Genomic DNA, 17,697 nt, shown 5'->3' with positions numbered 1-17,697 from the left:
CTGATTCCCGCTTGCGTTCACTTTCCCGGCGTCAGGTGCCGGCGAGGAAAGGCAGTGCCCTGGCCAGCAAGGCCTCGGGCGCTTCCTCGGCGATGTAGTGGCCGCAGGGCAGCGGCTCGCCTTCGACCCGGCTGGCCAGCTTGCGCCATTCCTTCAGCGGTTCGAAGCAGCGGTGCACCACGCCCTGCTCGCCCCACAGAGCCAGCAGCGGCATCTCCAGCGGGCGGGCGGATTCGCGGTCGGCGCGGTCGTGCTCGAGGTCGATCGAGGCTGAGGCTCGGTAATCCTCGCAGATGCCGTGCGCCGCGCCCGGCAGGGCGAGGCAGCGTGTGTATTCGGCGAGCGCGCGCGGGTCGAAGGGCGCGAGGCCTGCGCTGCGCCGGCCCATCACGTCCCGCACATAGGCGGCCGCATCGGCTTCGATCAGGCGTTCCGGCAAGGGGGCCGGCTGAATCAGGAAGAACCAGTGCCAGTAGGCGCGGGCGAAGGCCTCGCCGGTCTGCTCGTACATCGCCAGGGTGGGTGCGATGTCGAGCAGCACCAGGCGCTCGACGGCACCCGGATGATCCGCCGCCAGCCGATGCGCGACCCGGGCGCCGCGGTCGTGCGCCATCACGCTGAAGCGGTCGAAGCCGAGCTTGCGCATCACCGCCAGCATGTCATCGGCCATCACCCGCTTGCTGTAATTGGCGTGATCCCCGGCGCCTTGCGGCTTGGAGGAGTCGCCATAGCCGCGAAGGTCGCAGGCGACGACGGTGAAGCGCTCGCTGAGGGCGGGCGCTACCTTGTGCCAGATCGCATGGGTTTGCGGGTGCCCGTGCAAGAGCAGCAGCGGCGGCCCGCCGCCGCCCAGAATGGCGTGGATGGTCACGTCCTTGTCGACGTCGGTGCGAACGGTGCGGAATCCCGGAAAAAGCGGCTCAATCATCTGTAACTCATCCATGCATGAAGGGTTCGGCGCAGCAAGACCGCTGATGCCGCCGGCATTTTCTCACGGCCCCGCCGCAGATGCGCCGGCGCGCTCAGGCCACCCGCCGCTCCTGTCCGCTCCAGTAGCGCTCCTTCACGTCCTTGCGCGAGAGCTTGCCGTTGCCGTTCTTCGGCAACTCGGCGACGAAGTCGACCGAGCGCGGCTTTTTGAAGTCGGCCAGGTAGGCGCGGCAATGCTCGATCAGTTCCGACTCCGTCGCCTGATGGCCGGGGCGCAGCACCACCACCGCCTTGATCGCCTCGCCCCAGGTGGCATGCGGCACGCCGACCACGCAGACTTCATACACCGCCGGATGCAGGTACAGCGCCTGCTCCACTTCGGTGGGATACACGTTGAAGCCGCCGGAGATCACCATGTCCTTCTTGCGGTCGACGATGTAGATATAGCCGCGCGGATCCATTTTCGCCAGGTCGCCGGTGTGCAGCCAGCCATCCTTGATCGCTGCCGCCGTCAGCCCCGGCTCGCGCCAGTAGCCGGCGAAGATGTCGGGGCCGCGGATGACGATCTCGCCGACCTCGCCCTGGGCGACTTCCTTGCCGTCGTCGTCCACCAGGCGCAGTTCCGATTCGCTGAAGATGCGGCCGCAGGAAGCCAGCATGTCGATGCGCCCGCTGTCGATCGCCTCGCGATGATCCTCGGTGGTCAGCGCCACCAGCCCACCGGTGGTTTCCCCGGCGCCGTAGCCTTGCGACAGCACCGGGCCGAACACCTCCCACGCTTCCTTGATGCGCGCCGGCGACATCGGCGCCGAGCCGTAGGTCACCTGCTTCAGCGAGCCGAGGTCGTACGCCTTCGCTTTGGGGTGGGCGACGATCATGTTGATCATGGTGGGCACCAGGAAGCAGGCGGTGACCCGGTGCTTCTCGATGGAGGCGAGGAAGGCCTCGGGCTCGAAGCGCTCATGCAGGAGGATGGTGCCGCCCTGGAACAGGAAGGGCTGGATGAACATGCCGCTGGCATGGGTGATCGGGCCGGCCAGCGCCAGCACGTCGCCGGGGCCGGCGCGCAGGCGTCCCATCACCACCTTGCGCAGCGAAGCCATGCGGTTGCCGACGGTCTGCATCGCGGCCTTCAGCTTGCCGGTGGAACCGGAGGTGTAATGCAGCACGGCGAGGTCGGACGATTGCATCTCGGTATCCGGACTCTCGGGAGGGGCTTGGCGCAGCAGTTCTTCGTAGGAAAGAAAGCCGTCGCAGTCGCCGCCGAAGCCGCCGAAGCCGATGAAATGCATGACGCCGGCGGCCGCCAGGTCGGCGCGCAAGGCCGACACCGGTTCGCCATGGCCCGGGCCCGCCAGCATGATGACCGGCTCCGCATTGGCAATGGTTTCCCGCACTTCCGCCGGCGACAGGCGGGCATTGAGGGCCACCTTCACCAGGCCGGCCTTGTACAGCGCGCATTCCAGTTCGATCAGCTCGGGCCGGTTCCAGGATTGCACGGCGATACGGTCGCCCTTGCGCGCGCCGAGCGCCAGTAGCGCATTGGCCAGGCGGCTGGAGCGCTCGTCCAGTTCGCGGAAGGTAATCGCCTGATCCTTGAACAGGGTGGCGGGCCGGTCCGGCCAATAGCGGGCATTGCGGGTGATGAAGCGGCCTTGATTCATGGTGTTTCCTCCTCGTTATCAGTGAGCCCATCTTAGAATCCGGGCCGGGCGCGGCCGATAAGCGCGGCCGTGAAATCGATAACGGTGCGGAATGGTGCATGAAGGCAGGCGACGATAACCCAGCGTTATCGAGCGGCACACGCCGGGAATGGCGCAGGCGGCCGCCTGCGCCGACAATACGCCCATACAATGCGAGGAGACCACCATGACGCTGTTGAAAACACTGGGCCGGGGATTTGCCGTCGCGGCCATCGCAGGGGCCGCCGCGCTTGCCCACGGCGCGGAGAAGTATCCGGACAAGCCGGTGAGAATCGTGGTGCCGTTCTCGGCAGGCGGCCAGTTCGACATCGCCGCGCGCATGCTCGGCCAGTTCGCTGCCAGGGAGCTGGCGCAGCCGGTGATCATCGAGAACGTGCCGGGCGGCGGCGGCAACATCGGCGCGGCGCGCGTGGCCAATTCTCCGGCCGACGGCTACACCCTGCTGGCGCTCGGCGGCAACCATGCGGCGGCCAATGCCCTGTATGCCAAGCCGGGCTTCGACGTCGTCAGCGACTTCACGCCGATCTCGCGGGTGACGGTATCGCCGCATGTGGTGCTGGTCAATGCCAGCCTGCCGGTCAAGACCTTCCCCGAGCTGGTGGCCTACGCCAGGCGCGCGCCCAACGGCATCAGCTACGGCAGCCCCGGCATCGGCACCTCCATGCACCTCACCTTCGAGATGATCAAGACCCAGTTCGGCTTGAACGCCATGCATGTTCCCTACAAGGGCGGCGCCAACATGCTGACCGACCTCGCCGCCGGCCAGATCAATGCCGGCATCGTCGCCCTCGCGCCCGCGCAGGAATTCATCAAGGCCGGGCGGATGCGGCCGCTGGCGGTGACGAGCAAGACGCGATCGCCGGCCCTGCCGGATGTGCCTTCCCTGGCGGAGCTGGGCTATCCGGCGCTCGACACCGGCAGCTGGATGGCGCTGGCCGGACCGAAGAAGCTGCCGCCGGAGGTGGTGAAGCGCTGGAACGGCGTGGTTCAGGCCTTCTTCAACGACGCGGCCTCGCGCGCCAAGCTGGAGGCGATGGCCTTCCGCATCGAGCCGAGTTCGCCCGAGCAGATGGGAACGATGCTGCAGGCCGAGAGCCAGGCTTTCCTGAAAGTGGTGAAGGAAAACAAGATCACGGCAGAGTGAGAAGGGGCGGCGTGAGGCCGGCGCGGCATCGGCAGGTTCGCCTGCCGCCCGCTTGCGGGCTCGCGTCAAGCGACACCGGCGCATGCCGGCTGCAGCCCATGCGGGAAAAAGCTTGCTTTACTTCGCCGCCGTCTCCAGCAGTTCGATGAACCGCTTCGTCAGCGGCGACAGGTAGGCATTGCGGCGCGTAATGATGCCGACGGTGCGCGGCCACATCGCGCCTTCCAGCTCCAGCATCCTCAAGCCAGCGCCGAAGGCCTGCTTCAGCGTCATTTCGCCGGTGATGCCGAGCAGGTTGGTGTTCTTCACCACATTCATGAGCGAGGCGATCGAGGAGTTGGATTCGATCACCACGTTCGGCGGCGGCAGGCCGCGCTCGGCGAAGCTGGCTTCGACCGCGCGGCGCGCCATGACCTGCGGCCCCGGCAAAATCCACGATTCCCGTCCCAGGCCGTCGAAGCGCAATCCATGCGCCCGGAATAGCGGATGATCTTCCCGCGCCACCACATGCAGATGGTCGTTGAACAGCGGCCGCTGGTCGAACTCGTTCTGTTCGCCGCGCGGCAGGGCGCTCAGGCAGAAGTCGAGGTCGCCCTGGCGCAGCGCAGCGAACAGCTTGTCGTTGAGGCCCACCGTGACCTGGATGCGCGCCGCCGGGCGCTGCCGCAGCAGGCTGGCGCAGGCATCGCCGAACAGGCCCTCGGCGTAGTTGGGGGAAATGCCGGCGCGGATGAGCCCAACCTTGCCGAGATGCAGGTCATTGGCTTCCTTCACCGCTTCATCGATGCCGAGGCGGGCGGCCCGCAGGCGTTCGTAGAAGGCTTGCCCCGGGACGGTCAGGGTCATGCCCTTGGCGGTGCGCTCGAACAGCTGGATCTGCAGTTCCCGTTCCAGGCGCTGGATGCCCTTGGTCAGCGCCGGCTGGGTCGCGCCGACGGTTTCCGAGGCGCGACCCACATGGCCGCTGGCCGCCACCGCCAGGAAATAATCCAGGTCTTCGAGTCGCATCTGATTCCGGAGCGTTATTGGAAAGGTGGCTTCGATAATCGCATCCGCTCTCCGACGATGTCAACATGGTGTCATCAATGGCCGCCATCACGCATGGCGTCCCTGCCGATGAACCCAGCGAAGCGAGCCCTGCCATGAACCCTACCGTCCGCCCCGAATTCGACGCGCTGCGCCAGCGCCTGCAGGATTACCTGCGCCAGGAGCTCATCCCCTTCGAAAGAGAGCACCGGATCGGCTATGAGGACCGGCTGCCGAAGGCGCAGATCCGCTCCCTCTGGCAGCGCTCGCGCGAACTCGGCCTGTACGGCCTGCAGCTGCCGAAGGAGCTCGGCGGACAGAACCTGAGCGTGAGCGAGCTGTGCCTGCTCAAGGAAGACGTCGCCGCGTCCGGCGCGGTGCTGTTCCCGCATGTGCTGGGCGATTGGGGCGGCCCGTCGCGCATCGGCAATCTGGTGAAGTACGCCACGCCCTACCAGGTCGAGAACTACATCCTGCCCTGCATCCGGGGCGAGAAGGGCGCCTGCTTCGCCATGACCGAAGCCGGTTCCGGCTCGGACGTGGCCAGCATGCAGACCCGGGCGGTGCGCGACGGCGATCATTACGTCATCACCGGCCGCAAGCATTACATCACCGCCTCCGCCTTCGCGGATTTCGCCATCGTCATGTGCGTGACCGATCCGGCGCTCGGCGCCGAAGGCATTTCCGCCATCCTGGTGGACCTGGACGCGCCGGGCGTCACACTGTCCTGCGATTATCTGCCGATGACCGGCCAGCACGTCGATGCCGACATCGACATGCGCGAGGTGCGCGTGCCGGCGGCGAACCTGATCGGACGCGAAGGCGCCGGCTTCAGGATCGCGATGGACCGCGTCAGCGTCAACCGCCTGCTGCACTGCCCGACCATGATCGGCCTGGCGCGCCATGCCTACCAGAGCGCGGTCGAGTATGCGCAGACGCGCCAGCAGTTCGGCGGCCCGATCGCGCGCTTCCAGGCGATCCAGCACATGCTGGCCGACATGGCCACCGCCTTGTTCGCCTGCGAAAGCATGGTGGCCGCCGCCGCCGCGCGCGCCGATGCCGGCCACGACGTGCGCAAGGAAGCCTCGATGTGCAAGCTCTTCGTCTCCGAGCGCTGCTTCGAGATTGCCGACAAGGCGATGCAGATACACGGCAATGTCGGCGTCACCAAGAACCATCCGGTCGAGTTCGCCTTCCGCCGGCTGCGCCTCTACCGCATCGTCACCGGCACCAGCGAAATCCAGCGCAACACCATCGCCAAGGAGATTCTGCGCGCCGTTCCCTCCGCGGCATGACGTGCCTCCGCTGCCCGAAAGCAATTTATGCTATGGTCGGCCGAGCGCACTCCGGTCGGGGTGCGTGCCCATCCCCCATGACACGGAGACAAAAAACATGAATCGTCGCCTGGCACTCGCCGCCTGTTCGGCCCTATGGATGTTGTCGTTCCCTGCGATGGCGCAGGAAAACCCGGGTACCCCGGTGCGCGTGCGCGGCATCATCGAGAAAGTGGAGGAGGGCATGCTGACGGTGCGCTCCCGCGAGAACGAAACGGTGAAGCTGGCGACGAACGAGAAGACCGGCTATGCCAGCATCAAGGGGCTGCAGTTTGCCGACATCAAGCCCAACAGCTATGTGGGCGTGGCAGGCCGTCCGCTTGCCGGCGGCGGCATCGAGGCAATCGAGGTGCTGGTCTTTCCCGAAGCCGCGAGGGGAACAGGCGAGGGACACCGCGACTGGGACCTGCTTCCCAACAGCAGCATGACCAATGCGACCGTCACCGCGGCGGTCTCTTCCACCGCCGCCCGCAGCATCGACGTCGCCTACCACGGCAAGCAGCAGACCATCCGCGTGCCGGAGCATGTTCCCGTCGTCACCTTCCTGCCGGCCACCGGCAAGGACGCTGCGCCCGGCTTGACGGTCTTCATCTCGGCGCTGAAGGATGCGACCGGCAAGCTCACCGCCAGCCGCGTGGTGATGGAAAAGGACGGCGTCAAGCCGCCGATGTGATCCGGGCGGTGCGCCCTCTCGTTCACAGCGACTTCAGGTATTGCGCGAGGTCGGCGATTTCCTGCGGCGTCAATCCCAGCTCCTGCCGGCTGTTGTAGGTCTCCGCCACCGCTTCCAGGGTCGGCGCCGTGCCGTTATGGAAGTAGGGCGGATGCTGCCATAAGCCGCGCAGCGGCGCGGTCCGGTACTGCCTGGTCGCGCTGCGCGACGCATAGCTCGGCGCGCCGTTCGGCTCCGGTTCGCTCACCACTTCCGAGGGCGGATGCAGGCGCAGATTCGCATCGGTGAAATCCGGGCCGCTGTGGCAGGTCACGCAGCGTCCGGCGCCGTTGAATATCAGCTTGCCGCGCTCCGCCGCCGAGGGGTCGAAGCTTCCCGGCGGCGGCGCAGGCGAGGCCAGGCTGAGCTGGTAAGCCTGCAGCGCCGGCAGCTTGAGCGACACCAGATCGTCGCTGCCGTTGGTAACGCTGACGCCGGTGCGCGGCTCGACGAAGCTGCCGTGCCCGCCCATCTGGGTGACGGCGACGTACCGGTTCCAATAGGCGACCTCCTCGCCGTCTCCGGTCGACGTGATGCGGTGGACGTTGGCCAGCCCGTAAGCGGGCGGGATCACCTGCGGGCCGTTCTTGCCGTCCAGGTTGAAGCGTGGATCGTATTTTCCCTTGCCCCAGGAGTTGTAGACCGCTTTCATCGTGACGCTCAGCGCCGGCGAGAGCGCGATGATGGCGCCTGGGTTGAGGTCGCGGTTGGCCCAGCCGTCGAGCCGCTTGCCGATGCCCGGCGCGAAGGAATTGTCCACCGTGGAGTGGCACAGCGCGCAGGTCACGCCCACCCGGGTAAGCGTGTCCTTGCCATTGATGGTTTCGACTTTGCCGCGCAATCCCACCACCGCATTCAGCTTGAGCAGGGTGACGGTGGTGTCGGGACGCTTGAGGCCGACGCTGCCGTTCCTGATGCCGTCGACCACCGCCGCCGGCAGCGCATCCGCATCCACCTTCAGGCCCACCGAAAGCGCGGTGGCCGGATCGACGGCGGCGGGGATCACCTCGTGCATGCGCAGGGTATCGCTCCAGAAGGTTTCATCGCCGAAGGTATCGAAGCGGAAGATCTCCTTCCCGGCGGCGATGAGGGCGGCATTCTGGGCCGCGGCGGTCGGCTGAGGCGTGGCGGCCGTCGTGCCGGTCTGGCCAGTCGGCGTTGCATCGTCCCCGCCGCTGCCGCAGCCGGCGAGCCAGGCGGTGCCGGCAATGCAGCAAAGCCTGGCGGCATGCCTTGCGAGGCCGGGCCGAAATCGCGGCCGCATGGAATCCGTGCGGCATGGCGTGCCGCGGCGCTTCCGCAAGGCGCTGTGTATCTTCATGGCTCACCCCTCCTGTCAAGGATCGCATGAAAGGCATGGCGCCATGGATGCCGGCGCCATGCAGGAAGGCGGCAGAACCGGGGAATGCTTTCGTCCTTGCCTTCTCCTGCACCATTAGATGACGCTGAATGCCGCGCCGTTTCAACGCATGCGCGGGCGGTGTTCAGCGAAGTCGAGGAGGAGAGCGGGAACCGCATCGAGCAATGCGGGCATGCGGCAATGAGCTTGTCCTGGTGGCGCGCGCCGACGAGTTCGGTGGCGGATGGCTGGCGCTGTCCCTTGCCGCCGGCGATGATGATGGCGGCATCGTTGGCAGGTCAAACCATGAACGATCCATGCCTGACGGTCGGGCTTGAAATGGGCGTTCCTGGCGGCTTCCTGCGGCGCCGTTTCCGTCACCGCTCCACATCTATCATCGCGCCGGTGGAGCGCGCACCTTTGGCGACGGCGTTGGCCATGTTTTCCATGTGACCATAGGTGGGGAAGCACAGCTCGAGCACTTCAGACCTGCTTTTTTTTGTCGAGGGGACCTGCAGCCGGGAGGTATTGCAGGGGTTCAAGCCCGGCATGGCGAGTTCAGTCTGCCAGATCAAGGCGCGGGCGCGCAGAACATCTACCATCGACATGCCGTGGGAAGATGGCGCGGAAAGGAATCCGGCTGGCAACATCATGGTCGCAGCGTCAAGATGGTCAAGCCGAGTCGCCGGAAGCAGGAATAAACCGGGGCGGCCATCCGTATACCCGCTACAGCATGCAACCCTGATGGAGGAGCCAAGATGAATGCCGCCAAACTGATTGCCGCACTCGTGCTCATCGCGCTTGCCGGTTCGGCCCGGGCCGCAGGCGCGCCGGTCAAGACCAGCGATGGAACCTTGACCGGCACGAACGGCATGACGCTCTATACCTTCGACAAGGACGCCGCCGGCAGCGGCAAGAGCGCCTGCAACGGTCCGTGCGCCGCCAACTGGCCGCCCCTTGCCGCGGATGGCGCCGCCGCGCCGGACGGCGACTACAGCGTCATCACTCGCGACGACGGCTCGAAGCAATGGGCTTACAAGGGCAAGCCTTTGTACTACTGGGCCAAGGACCAGAAGGCCGGCGACAAGACCGGGGAGGGCGTCAACGGGGTATGGAAGAGCGCCAAGCCTTGACGCAACGTGAATAGCCGCGACGCGATCGTTGCAGAAATACCCCGCCTGCGCCGGTATGCCCGCGCGCTGACGGGGCGGATGGATGCGGCCGATGACCTGGTGCAGGAGACGCTGGAGCGGGCCATCGAGAAATGGCGGTTCTGGCAGCGCGGGCGCGAACTGCGCCCCTGGCTGTTCTCCATCATGCACAACCTGCACGTCGACCAGTTGCGGCACGAGCGGCGCGTCGAATATGGCAATGAAGAGGACTTTGCCGGGCTCTGCGACCCGCCGCATCAAACGGATGGCCTCGAACTGCGCGACCTGGACCGCGCGCTGGCGCTGCTGCCGGTGGAGCAGCGCGAGATCCTGCTGCTGGTCGGACTCGAAGAGCTTTCGTACAAGGAAGTCGCGGGCACGCTCGGGCTTCCGCTGGGCACCGTGATGTCGCGGCTGTCCCGCGCCCGCGCGCATCTCAGGGCCATCCTGGCCGGAGAAGCGGTTCCCCATCTCCAGGTGATTCGATCATGAGCGCGCCGATCTCGGAACAAGACCTCCACGGCTACGCCGACGATCGGCTCGATGCGCCGCGCCGGGCCGAGGTGGAAGCCTGGCTGGACGCGCATCCGGAACGGCGCGAGCAGGTGGAGGCGTGGCGGCGCCAGTCGGGCCGCCTCCACGGCGCTTACGACGCGGTGCTGGAGATGCCCGTGCCCGCGCGCCTCATGCCGGCGGCCAATGCGCCGCGCTGGCCGGACGTGAAGCGACTTGCCGCCGTGGCCTGGCTGCTGGTCGGCGGGCTGGCCGGTTATCTGATGCACGGCGCGACGGCATCATCGCCGTCCGACCGCGCAGTTGCCGCTTCCCTGCCGCGCATGGCGGCGGTAGCGCATGCGGTGTACGCGCCCGAGGTCAGGCATCCGGTGGAGGTGGGCGCGGACCAGGAAGCGCACCTGAGCGCATGGCTGTCGAAACGCCTGGGCGCGCCCCTGAAGCCGCCGCGTCTCGATGCCGCCGGCTTCCACCTCGTGGGAGGCCGGCTGCTGCCCGGCGACACGGGCGAGGTGGCGCAGTTCATGTACGAAGATGAGAAGCGCCAGCGCCTCACGCTGTACGTCCAGCCTGGAACGGCGGGCGCGGAGCCGGCTTCCTTCCGCTACGCCAACGAGAACGGCATCGACGTCTTCTACTGGATCGACGGCGGCTTCGGCTACGCGCTGTCGGGCAAGACCGGCCGCGACGAGATGCTGCGCCTGACGACGCTGGTGTACCGCCAGCTCAACCGCTGATGCACATCGGTTGAGCTGCTTCAGTAGACGGCGTTCTTTTGCGTCGGCGCGATGGCGGGGCCGTCCTTGAATTCGGCGCGCAGGGCGCGCACCGAGCCGGCCAGCGCCCGGGTGTCGATGCCGACGGCGACGAACTGGCAGCCCATGTCGAGATAGCGCCTGGCCGCCGCGATGTCGGAGGTCAGGGTGCCGGCCGCCTTGCCGCTCTTGAGAATGCGGTGGATGGTGTCGTCGATCACCTGCTGCACGTCCGGATGGCCGGGGTTGCCGAGGTGGCCGAGCGAGGCCGACAGGTCGGCCGGGCCGATGAACACGCCGTCGACGCCGTCCACCGCGCAGATGGCTTCCAGGTTGTCGAGGGCGGTGGCGGTCTCCGCCTGCACCAGCAGGCAGACCTCGTCGTTGGCCCGCTGCAGGTAATCGCCGCGATCGCCCCAAAGCGACGCCCGCGCCACCGCCGCACCCACGCCGCGGATGCCGTGCGGCGGATAGCGCACCGCCTTCACCATGTCCCGCGCCTGCTCGGCGGTATCGATCATCGGCACCAGCAGTGTCTGCGCGCCGATGTCCAGCATCTGCTTGATCAGCGGCGCCTCACCCGCCACCGGCCGCACGATGGGATGGCCGGGATAGGGCGCGACCGCCTGCAGCTGCGCCAGGACGCTGCGCACATCGTTTGGCGCATGCTCGCCGTCGATCAGCAGCCAGTCATAGCCGGCGGTGGCGCAGATTTCGGCGGTGTAGGGATTGGCCAGCGACAGCCAGAAGCCGATCTGCGGCTTGCCGCTTTGAATCGCGGCCTTGAAGGAATTCTGCATGGGTTGCTCCGGGTAAGGTGGTGGACGGAATCAGCCGCGCGGGCGGTCGAGGTTGCCGTGGCAAAGATACTTGATGTGCATGTATTCCTCCAGCCCGTAGCGCGAACCTTCGCGGCCATAGCCCGATTCCTTGATGCCGCCGAACGGCGCGATCTCGGTGGACAGCACGCCATCGTTCACCGCCACCATGCCGGCCTCGATCGCCTCGCCCAGTTCCCAGGCGCGGCCGATGTCGCGGGTGTAGACATAGGCAGCCAGGCCGTAGGGCGTGTCGTTGGCCAGGGCCACCGCCTCCTGCTCGCCGTCGAACGCCGTCACCGGCACCACCGGGCCGAAGGTTTCCTCGCATGACATGCGCATGGCCGCCGTCACGCCGGTCAGCACCGTCGGCGCATAGAAATGCCCGCCCGGCGCTTCCTGCGACTCGAACACCTTGCCGCCGACGGCGATGGATGCGCCCTGCAGTACCGCATCCGCCACATGCTCCTGCACCTTTTCCAGCGCGCGCAGGTTGATGAGCGGACCGATCTGGCTGGCCGCATTGCTGGCCGGGCCGACCTTGAGCTGGCGCACCCGCTCGCTCAGCGCCGCGACGAAGGCATCATGGATGCCGCGCTGCACGTAGACGCGATTCGGGCAGATGCAGGTCTGGCCGGCATTGCGGAACTTGGCCACCATCAGGCCGTCCACCGCCGCATGCAGGTCGGCATCGTCGAACACGATGAAGGGCGCGTTGCCGCCCAGCTCCAGCGACAGCTTCTTCAGCGTTGGCGCGCTCTCGCGGGCGAGATGCTTGCCGACGGCGGTGGAGCCGGTGAAGGAAATCTTGCGCACCCGGCTGTCGGCGAGCCAGACGTCGGCCAGCACCGATGCCCGGGCGCGAGAGGTGGTCAGCATGTTCACCAGGCCGGCCGGCGCGCCGGCTTCCTGCAGCAGCTTTACCAGGGCCAGCGAGGTCAGCGGCGTGTCTTCCGCCGGCTTGGCCACCACCGCGCAGCCGGCGGCGATGGCCGGCGCGATCTTCCGCGCGATCATCGCCATCGGGAAGTTCCAGGGCGTGATGGCGGCAACCACGCCGACCGGCTCGCGCACGGTCAGCAGACGCCGGCCGTTGTGCTGCTGCGGGATCACGTCGCCATAGGCGCGCTTGGCTTCCTCGGCGAACCATTCGACATAGGAAGCGCCGTAGGCGACTTCGCCCCGGCTCTCCGCCAGGGGCTTGCCCTGCTCGAGCGAGATCAGGCGCGCCAGGTCTTCCTGGTTGTCGAGGATGCGCTGGTGCCAGCGCCGCAGCAGGGCGGCGCGGTCGCGCGCCACCACCCTGCGCCACGCCTGGTAGGCGCGCTGGGCGCAGTCGACCGCGGCCCGCGCTTCTTCCTCGCCGCAGTCCGGCACGTCCGCCAGCACCTCGCCGGTGGCCGGGTTGGTCACGGCGAAGGTGCGGCCGGAGCGCACCCATTCATTGTTCAGGAAGCTCTCGTGGCGGAGCAGGTCGGGACGGCTCAGTGTCAGGGTCATGGCGGTTGCGTGGGGGTCGTTATGTTGGGCGATTGAACGAAGGTCAGCTGACGATGCCGAGGTGCCAGGGAATGAATTCATGGTCGCCGAGGCCGAGCAGCTCGCTCTTGGTCTTTTCACCGGAAGCGTAGCGCAGGATGTCGTCGAAGATGACCTGTCCCATCTCCTGCACCGTGAGTTCGCCGTCGAGGATGCGGCCGCAGTTGATGTCCATGTCTTCCTTGAGGCGCTGGTACATGGTCGTGTTGCTGGACAGCTTGATGGTCGGCGCCGGCTTGGAGCCGAACATCGAGCCGCGGCCGGTGGTGAAGCAGATCAGGTTGGCGCCGCTGGCGATCTGGCCGGTGGAGGCGACCGGATCGTAGCCCGGCGAGTCCATGAAGACGAAGCCGGCGGTGTCGATCGGCTCCGCATACTCGTACACCGCCTGAAGCGGCGTGGTGCCGCCCTTCATTGCCGAGCCGAGCGATTTCTCGAAGATGTTGGCGAGGCCGCCGGCCTGGTTGCCGTGGCCGACCACGCCGTTGAACTGGGCGTTCTGGCCGCGCGTGTATTCCTTCCACCATTCGATGCGCGCCAGCAGCTTGCGACCGACTTCCGGCGTCACCGCGCGGCGCGTCAGCATGTTTTCCACGCCGTGGATTTCCGGCGTCTCGGACAGGATGGCGGTGCCGCCATGGCGCACCAGGATGTCCATCGCCGCGCCCAGCGCCGGGTTGGCGGTGATGCCGGAGAAGCCGTCCGACCCGCCGCATTCCAGGCCGATCTTGAGATGGCTGGCCGGCACCGGGCGGCGCTCGACGCGATTGGCCGCGGGCAGCATCTCGCGCACCGCCGCGATGCCGGCCTCGATGGTGGCGCGGGTGCCGCCGACTTCCTGCATCACCATGGTGTGCAGCAGCGGGCCGGGCTGCAGTCCCTGCGCCTCGACCAGGTTGGCCACCTGGTTGCGCTCGCAGCCGAGGCCGACGATGACGGCGCCGCCCAGGTTCGGGTGGCGCACATAGCCGGCGATGGTCCGCTGCAGCACCTCGAAGTGATAGCTGGGCGACGACATGCCGCAGCCGCTGGTCTGGGCGAAGGCCACCACGCCGTCCACGTTCGGATAGTCGGCCAGGCGCTCCGGCGTGAACCACTCTGCGATCTTCTTGATCACGGTGGCGGAGCAGTTCACCGAAGAGAACAGGCCGATGAAGTTGCGGGTGCCGACGCGGCCGTCCGGCCGCACGATGCCCATGAAGCTGGCGCGCTCATGCGCGGGCACGTAGTCCACCGGGCGCACGTCCTGGCAGAAGGCCGGGTCGCGGTCATAGTCGACCAGCTCGATATTGTGCGCATGGACATGCTCGCCGCAGTCGATGTCGCGCATCGCCACGCCGATGACGGTGTCGTACTTCAGCACGCGTTCGCCGCGGGCGATGCGCCGCGCCGCCACCTTGTGGCCGGCCGGCACCTGCGCCTTCATGCGCACGACGCCGTCGCCGATGTCGATCTGCTGGCCGATGGCCAGCGGCTGGCGCGCGATCAGCACGTTGTCGGCCGCATGCAGCCGGATCAGCGGCAGCATAGGGAAAACCGGGTCCCGGACGGTGGTTGAAGTCATGGATCAGCCGTTCTTGATTTGTTCTTTGAGGTTGAGCTTCTCGATCAGGCGCTTTTCATGCACATACTGTTCGAGCACGAACTTGCGGTAGTCGGCGGCATCCTGGTACATCACCGGAGCGTCGATCTTCTCGCACGCCTGCCTGAACTCGGCGCTGGCCACCGCCTTGCGCAGCGCGTCGCGCAGCCTGGCTTCCACCTCGGGCGGCAGGCCGGCCGGCGCGCCGACGCCATTGGGCGCATCCACCACCACGTCGTAGCCGGCATCCTTGAGCGTCGGCGCGTTCTTGAAGCGCGGCGGGCGCTCGGCGCCCCAGGTCGCCAGCAGGCGCAGCTTGCCGGTCTCGACGTACTGCGCCCAGGAGCTGGAATCGACCAGCACGTCGAGCTGGCCGCCGAGCAGGTCGGTGAGCGCCGGCGCGCCGCCCTTGTACGGCACATGGTTCATCCTGATGCCGGCGGCGAGGCAGAACTCTTCCATGCCGACGTGGGTGGCGCCGGCCACGCCCGCGCTGCCATAGTTGATGCGGCCCGGATTGGCCTTCGCATCCTTGACCAGGTCGGCCAGGGTCTTGTACTTGGCGTCGCTGCGCACCACGATGCCGAAGGTCTGGCCGGAGGTGCGGGCGAGGTAGGTGAAGTCCTTCAGCGGATCGAAATTGACGGTGCCGAGCTGGGAGAAGCGGGTGACGGAGATCGGAATCTGGCCGATGGTGTAGCCATCCGGCGCCGCCGCGGCGATGGCGCGCGAGCCGATCATGCCGGAGGCGCCCGGGCGGTTCTCGAACACCACCGGCTGGCCCAGGTGCCTGGCCATTTCCTTGGTCAGCACGCGCATCGTCGCATCGGCAGTGCCGCCGGCCGGCCACGGACAGAGGAAGGTGATCGGACGGTTCGGGTAGGACTGGGCGAGCGCCGCGGCGGCCGGCAGCAGGCCGGTGCCGGCAAGGCCTGCCGCGCCCAGCATGAGGCGACGGCGTTTGGGATTGAAGGGGGATGTCGTCATCTCTGTCTCCTTGGATGGAATGCGTTCGGTTGACCCGGTCCGTCCTGCTTCGTCGCAGTCTGCATGTTATCGGTAACTGTAACCGGTAACATATGCTAACCGATAAACCGGGGAATTGCTACAATCGCTGCAACCCTTGCGAGATTTCCATTGAATAAGCCTTCCTCAGCCTTGCCAGCCGACCCGACCTCTCAGGAAGCCCGGCGTCCGCGCCGCGCCTCGGGTCACATTACCCTGAAGCAGCTTGCCGAGCGCCTCGGCGTCACCAAGGTAACCGTTTCCCGCGCCCTCAACCATCCGCATCTCGTGTCGCCCGAGACCCTGCGGCGGGTGCAGGAAGCGGTGCGCGAGACCGGCTACATCCCCAACCTGGTGGCGGGTTCGCTGGCCTCCAACCGCAGCCATCTGGTGGTGGCTCTGGTGCCGAACATCGGCGGCACGGTCTTCCAGGAAACCATGGAGGCGATGACGGCTACGCTGCGGCAGCGCGGCTACCAGCTGCTGATCGGCCAGAGCAGCTACGACGAAGCCCAGGAAGAGCCGCTGATCGAGGAAGTGCTGGGCCGGCGGCCGGCCGGCGTGGTGCTGACCGGCGTGCTCCACTCCGGGAAGACGCGACAGCTGCTGCAGGCGTCGGAAATTCCGGTGGTCGAAACCTGGGACCTGACGCCGCAACCGATCGACATGCTGGTCGGCTTTTCCCACGACGCGGTGGGCCGTGCCGCCGCCGAGTACTTGTGCCAGGCCGGAACGCGCCCGGTGGCGGTGATCACGCCGGACGACCGCCGCGCCATGACCCGGGCCCATGCCTTCAGGGATGCGGTGCGCCGGCTGGCCGATATGGAGGTTCCCATCCTTCCCGTCGCCGCGCCCACCCGCCTCGGCGACGGACGCCGCGCGCTGCAGGAATTGCTGGCGCGGCAGCCGGATCTCGGGGCGGTGTTTTGCGCCGCCGACAGCCTGGCGCTCGGCGTGCTGATCGAGGCGCGCAGCCGCGCCATCCGCGTGCCCGAACAGCTGCGCGTGCTGGGCTATGGCGATCTCGCTTTCGCCGTCGACACCGATCCTCCGCTGTCGACGGTGCGCATCGACGGCAGCCGCATCGGCGCCCTGGCCGCCTCCATGCTGATGGACCGCATCGAAGGCAAGGCAGTGGCGCAGCCGGTGGTCGATGTCGGCTTCCAGCTCATCGAGCGCGCCAGCACCTGAGGATTCGGCAAGGGCGAATTTCCGCGCATTGATTGACCAAGCAACCCATCCATCTTCCATGTCCAACTTCAACGCCGACAGTCTGCAAATCTCCGATGCCTGGGTCGAACATCCCCGGGGCCGACTCTTCGCCCGCGCCTGGCATCCGCCAGGCCAACTTGGCCATCCCTCGGAACGGGCGCCCATCGTCCTGCTGCATGACTCCCTGGGCTGCGTCGACCTGTGGCGCGAATTTCCGGCCCAGCTCGCCGCGGCGGCGGGGAGAACCGTGATCGCCTACGACCGGCTGGGCTTCGGCAAATCCGATCCGCGCGCAGACCTGCCCGCAGTCGGCTTCGTCGCCGACGAGGCGAAGACCTATTTCCCCGCGGTCAAGGCGCATTTCGGCTTCGACCGCTTCATCGCCTTCGGCCACAGCGTCGGCGGCGGCATGGCGGTGCATTGCGCGGTCGATTTCGGTCCGGCCTGCCTCGCATTGATCACCGAATCGGCGCAGGCTTTCGCGGAAGACCAGACGCTGCGCAATATCGCCGCCGCACGGGAGCAATTCAAGGATGAAAGGCAGCTGGACCGGCTGCGGAGATACCACGGCGACAAGGCGCGATGGGTGGTGGATGCCTGGACCGAGACCTGGCTCAGTCCGGCGTTTGCCTCATGGTCGATCGCCGACGTGCTGCCGGCGGTGATGTGTCCGGTGCTGGCGCTCCATGGCGAGCATGACGAGTACGGATCGAACCGCCACCCCGAGATGATCGCGCGGCTGAGCGGAGGACCCGCCCGCGCCGAAATCATCGCGGGCGCCTACCATGTGCCGCATCGGGAACGGCCCGAGGAAATCCTGCGCCTGGTGTCAGGTTTTCTGAAACGATTCCTCGGAGCCTAGTCGAAACCGGCTCCCGTAGCCATAGCACGCAATGAACCGCCTGAGCGGCCGGCCGGCATGCCCGGAATTTTG

17 protein-coding genes are annotated in these 17,697 nt (G+C 67.2%); 9 read left to right on the top strand and 8 right to left on the bottom strand.

The window, feature by feature from the left end; genetic code table 11:
* Positions 1 to 31: 31 nt before the first annotated feature.
* Together CHB88_RS06995 and CHB88_RS06990 are read right to left on the bottom strand one after the other, a co-directional pair.
* Positions 32 to 928: an alpha/beta fold hydrolase gene (locus CHB88_RS06995; RefSeq protein WP_089398600.1), complete on the bottom strand. Its 897-nt coding sequence runs from the start codon at positions 926 to 928 to the stop codon at positions 32 to 34.
* A gap of 94 nt (positions 929 to 1,022) precedes the next feature.
* The gene (locus tag CHB88_RS06990; protein WP_089398599.1) at positions 1,023 to 2,594 is read right to left on the bottom strand and encodes an acyl-CoA synthetase; all 1,572 of its coding nucleotides are present in this window, start codon (positions 2,592 to 2,594) and stop codon (positions 1,023 to 1,025) included.
* A gap of 205 nt (positions 2,595 to 2,799) precedes the next feature.
* Here CHB88_RS06990 and CHB88_RS06985 point away from each other — a divergent pair, with 205 nt between their 5' ends.
* Positions 2,800 to 3,777, top strand: coding sequence for a Bug family tripartite tricarboxylate transporter substrate binding protein (locus tag CHB88_RS06985; protein ID WP_176442356.1), 978 nt, complete (start codon positions 2,800 to 2,802; stop codon positions 3,775 to 3,777).
* Positions 3,778 to 3,894: 117 nt separating this feature from the next.
* On the opposite strand, the gene CHB88_RS06980 is transcribed toward CHB88_RS06985, so the two are convergent.
* Complete coding sequence (locus CHB88_RS06980; protein ID WP_089398597.1) at positions 3,895 to 4,785, bottom strand: LysR family transcriptional regulator; 891 nt, start codon at positions 4,783 to 4,785, stop codon at positions 3,895 to 3,897.
* A 134-nt stretch (positions 4,786 to 4,919) separates the two neighbouring features.
* Between CHB88_RS06980 and CHB88_RS06975 the strand changes: the two genes are divergently transcribed.
* Both CHB88_RS06975 and CHB88_RS06970 read left to right on the top strand, forming a co-directional pair.
* Positions 4,920 to 6,098, top strand: a complete 1,179-nt coding sequence (locus CHB88_RS06975; RefSeq protein ID WP_089398842.1) for an acyl-CoA dehydrogenase family protein — start codon at positions 4,920 to 4,922, stop codon at positions 6,096 to 6,098.
* A 97-nt stretch (positions 6,099 to 6,195) separates the two neighbouring features.
* The gene (locus tag CHB88_RS06970; protein WP_143131156.1) at positions 6,196 to 6,810 is read left to right on the top strand and encodes a hypothetical protein; all 615 of its coding nucleotides are present in this window, start codon (positions 6,196 to 6,198) and stop codon (positions 6,808 to 6,810) included.
* A gap of 22 nt (positions 6,811 to 6,832) precedes the next feature.
* Here CHB88_RS06970 and CHB88_RS06965 read toward each other — a convergent pair whose 3' ends face one another.
* The gene (locus CHB88_RS06965) at positions 6,833 to 8,170 is read right to left on the bottom strand and encodes a c-type cytochrome (protein WP_245844798.1); all 1,338 of its coding nucleotides are present in this window, start codon (positions 8,168 to 8,170) and stop codon (positions 6,833 to 6,835) included.
* A gap of 159 nt (positions 8,171 to 8,329) precedes the next feature.
* Here CHB88_RS06965 and CHB88_RS25100 point away from each other — a divergent pair, with 159 nt between their 5' ends.
* The 4 genes from CHB88_RS25100 (at position 8,330) to CHB88_RS06945 (ending at position 10,589) form a co-directional block, all read left to right on the top strand.
* Positions 8,330 to 8,641 (top strand): hypothetical protein, encoded by a 312-nt coding sequence (locus CHB88_RS25100; protein ID WP_176442355.1) that lies wholly within the window; start codon positions 8,330 to 8,332, stop codon positions 8,639 to 8,641.
* Between the two features lie 305 nt (positions 8,642 to 8,946).
* The gene (locus tag CHB88_RS06955) at positions 8,947 to 9,321 is read left to right on the top strand and encodes a COG4315 family predicted lipoprotein (protein ID WP_089398594.1); all 375 of its coding nucleotides are present in this window, start codon (positions 8,947 to 8,949) and stop codon (positions 9,319 to 9,321) included.
* A gap of 6 nt (positions 9,322 to 9,327) precedes the next feature.
* A complete protein-coding gene (locus CHB88_RS06950) occupies positions 9,328 to 9,831 on the top strand; it encodes a sigma-70 family RNA polymerase sigma factor (RefSeq protein WP_089398593.1) in 504 nt (167 codons plus the stop codon).
* Positions 9,828 to 10,589 carry an anti-sigma factor family protein gene (locus tag CHB88_RS06945; protein ID WP_089398592.1) on the top strand — a complete coding sequence of 254 codons (762 nt, stop codon included), beginning with the start codon at positions 9,828 to 9,830 and terminating at the stop codon, positions 10,587 to 10,589. Before CHB88_RS06950 ends, CHB88_RS06945 begins: the two co-directional genes overlap by 4 nt.
* Before the next feature lie 20 nt (positions 10,590 to 10,609).
* Here the strand turns inward: CHB88_RS06945 and hpaI are convergent, their stop codons facing one another.
* The 4 genes from hpaI to CHB88_RS06925 are packed head-to-tail and all read right to left on the bottom strand — an operon-like array spanning position 10,610 to position 15,533.
* On the bottom strand, positions 10,610 to 11,407 hold the full coding sequence (gene hpaI / locus CHB88_RS06940) for a 4-hydroxy-2-oxoheptanedioate aldolase (protein WP_089398591.1): 798 nt from the start codon (positions 11,405 to 11,407) through the stop codon (positions 10,610 to 10,612).
* Positions 11,408 to 11,437: 30 nt separating this feature from the next.
* Positions 11,438 to 12,925: an NAD-dependent succinate-semialdehyde dehydrogenase gene (locus CHB88_RS06935; RefSeq protein WP_089398590.1), complete on the bottom strand. Its 1,488-nt coding sequence runs from the start codon at positions 12,923 to 12,925 to the stop codon at positions 11,438 to 11,440.
* A gap of 43 nt (positions 12,926 to 12,968) precedes the next feature.
* On the bottom strand, positions 12,969 to 14,528 hold the full coding sequence (locus CHB88_RS06930; RefSeq protein WP_089398589.1) for a UxaA family hydrolase: 1,560 nt from the start codon (positions 14,526 to 14,528) through the stop codon (positions 12,969 to 12,971).
* 3 nt (positions 14,529 to 14,531) lie between these two features.
* The gene (locus CHB88_RS06925; protein ID WP_089398588.1) at positions 14,532 to 15,533 is read right to left on the bottom strand and encodes a Bug family tripartite tricarboxylate transporter substrate binding protein; all 1,002 of its coding nucleotides are present in this window, start codon (positions 15,531 to 15,533) and stop codon (positions 14,532 to 14,534) included.
* Positions 15,534 to 15,683: 150 nt separating this feature from the next.
* Between CHB88_RS06925 and CHB88_RS06920 the strand changes: the two genes are divergently transcribed.
* Entirely contained in the window at positions 15,684 to 16,742 is a 1,059-nt protein-coding gene (locus tag CHB88_RS06920) for a LacI family DNA-binding transcriptional regulator (protein ID WP_425436072.1), read from the top strand.
* 58 nt (positions 16,743 to 16,800) lie between these two features.
* Positions 16,801 to 17,625 (top strand): alpha/beta fold hydrolase, encoded by an 825-nt coding sequence (locus CHB88_RS06915; RefSeq protein WP_089398587.1) that lies wholly within the window; start codon positions 16,801 to 16,803, stop codon positions 17,623 to 17,625.
* Positions 17,626 to 17,697 lie beyond the last annotated feature (72 nt).

Origin of the sequence: Noviherbaspirillum humi, assembly GCF_900188095.1 — a bacterium.
Taxonomy (GTDB): Bacteria; Pseudomonadota; Gammaproteobacteria; order Burkholderiales; family Burkholderiaceae_D; genus Noviherbaspirillum; species Noviherbaspirillum humi.
This window is presented reverse-complemented; position numbering and strand designations above follow the sequence as displayed.

Bases quoted from the DNA above. Each gene is read 5' to 3' on its own strand.
- CHB88_RS06935 (WP_089398590.1), bottom strand. From the start codon at position 12,925: ATGACCCTGACACTGAGCCGTCCCGACCTGCTCCGCCACGAGAGCTTC.
- CHB88_RS06945 (WP_089398592.1), top strand. From the start codon at position 9,828: ATGAGCGCGCCGATCTCGGAACAAGACCTCCACGGCTACGCCGACGAT.
- CHB88_RS06965 (WP_245844798.1), bottom strand. From the start codon at position 8,170: ATGAAGATACACAGCGCCTTGCGGAAGCGCCGCGGCACGCCATGCCGC.
- CHB88_RS06915 (WP_089398587.1), top strand. From the start codon at position 16,801: ATGTCCAACTTCAACGCCGACAGTCTGCAAATCTCCGATGCCTGGGTC.
- CHB88_RS06985 (WP_176442356.1), top strand. From the start codon at position 2,800: ATGACGCTGTTGAAAACACTGGGCCGGGGATTTGCCGTCGCGGCCATC.
- CHB88_RS06975 (WP_089398842.1), top strand. From the start codon at position 4,920: ATGAACCCTACCGTCCGCCCCGAATTCGACGCGCTGCGCCAGCGCCTG.
- CHB88_RS06995 (WP_089398600.1), bottom strand. From the start codon at position 928: ATGATTGAGCCGCTTTTTCCGGGATTCCGCACCGTTCGCACCGACGTC.
- CHB88_RS06990 (WP_089398599.1), bottom strand. From the start codon at position 2,594: ATGAATCAAGGCCGCTTCATCACCCGCAATGCCCGCTATTGGCCGGAC.
- hpaI (WP_089398591.1), bottom strand. From the start codon at position 11,407: ATGCAGAATTCCTTCAAGGCCGCGATTCAAAGCGGCAAGCCGCAGATC.
- CHB88_RS06925 (WP_089398588.1), bottom strand. From the start codon at position 15,533: ATGACGACATCCCCCTTCAATCCCAAACGCCGTCGCCTCATGCTGGGC.
- CHB88_RS06980 (WP_089398597.1), bottom strand. From the start codon at position 4,785: ATGCGACTCGAAGACCTGGATTATTTCCTGGCGGTGGCGGCCAGCGGC.
- CHB88_RS06970 (WP_143131156.1), top strand. From the start codon at position 6,196: ATGAATCGTCGCCTGGCACTCGCCGCCTGTTCGGCCCTATGGATGTTG.
- CHB88_RS06955 (WP_089398594.1), top strand. From the start codon at position 8,947: ATGAATGCCGCCAAACTGATTGCCGCACTCGTGCTCATCGCGCTTGCC.
- CHB88_RS06930 (WP_089398589.1), bottom strand. From the start codon at position 14,528: ATGACTTCAACCACCGTCCGGGACCCGGTTTTCCCTATGCTGCCGCTG.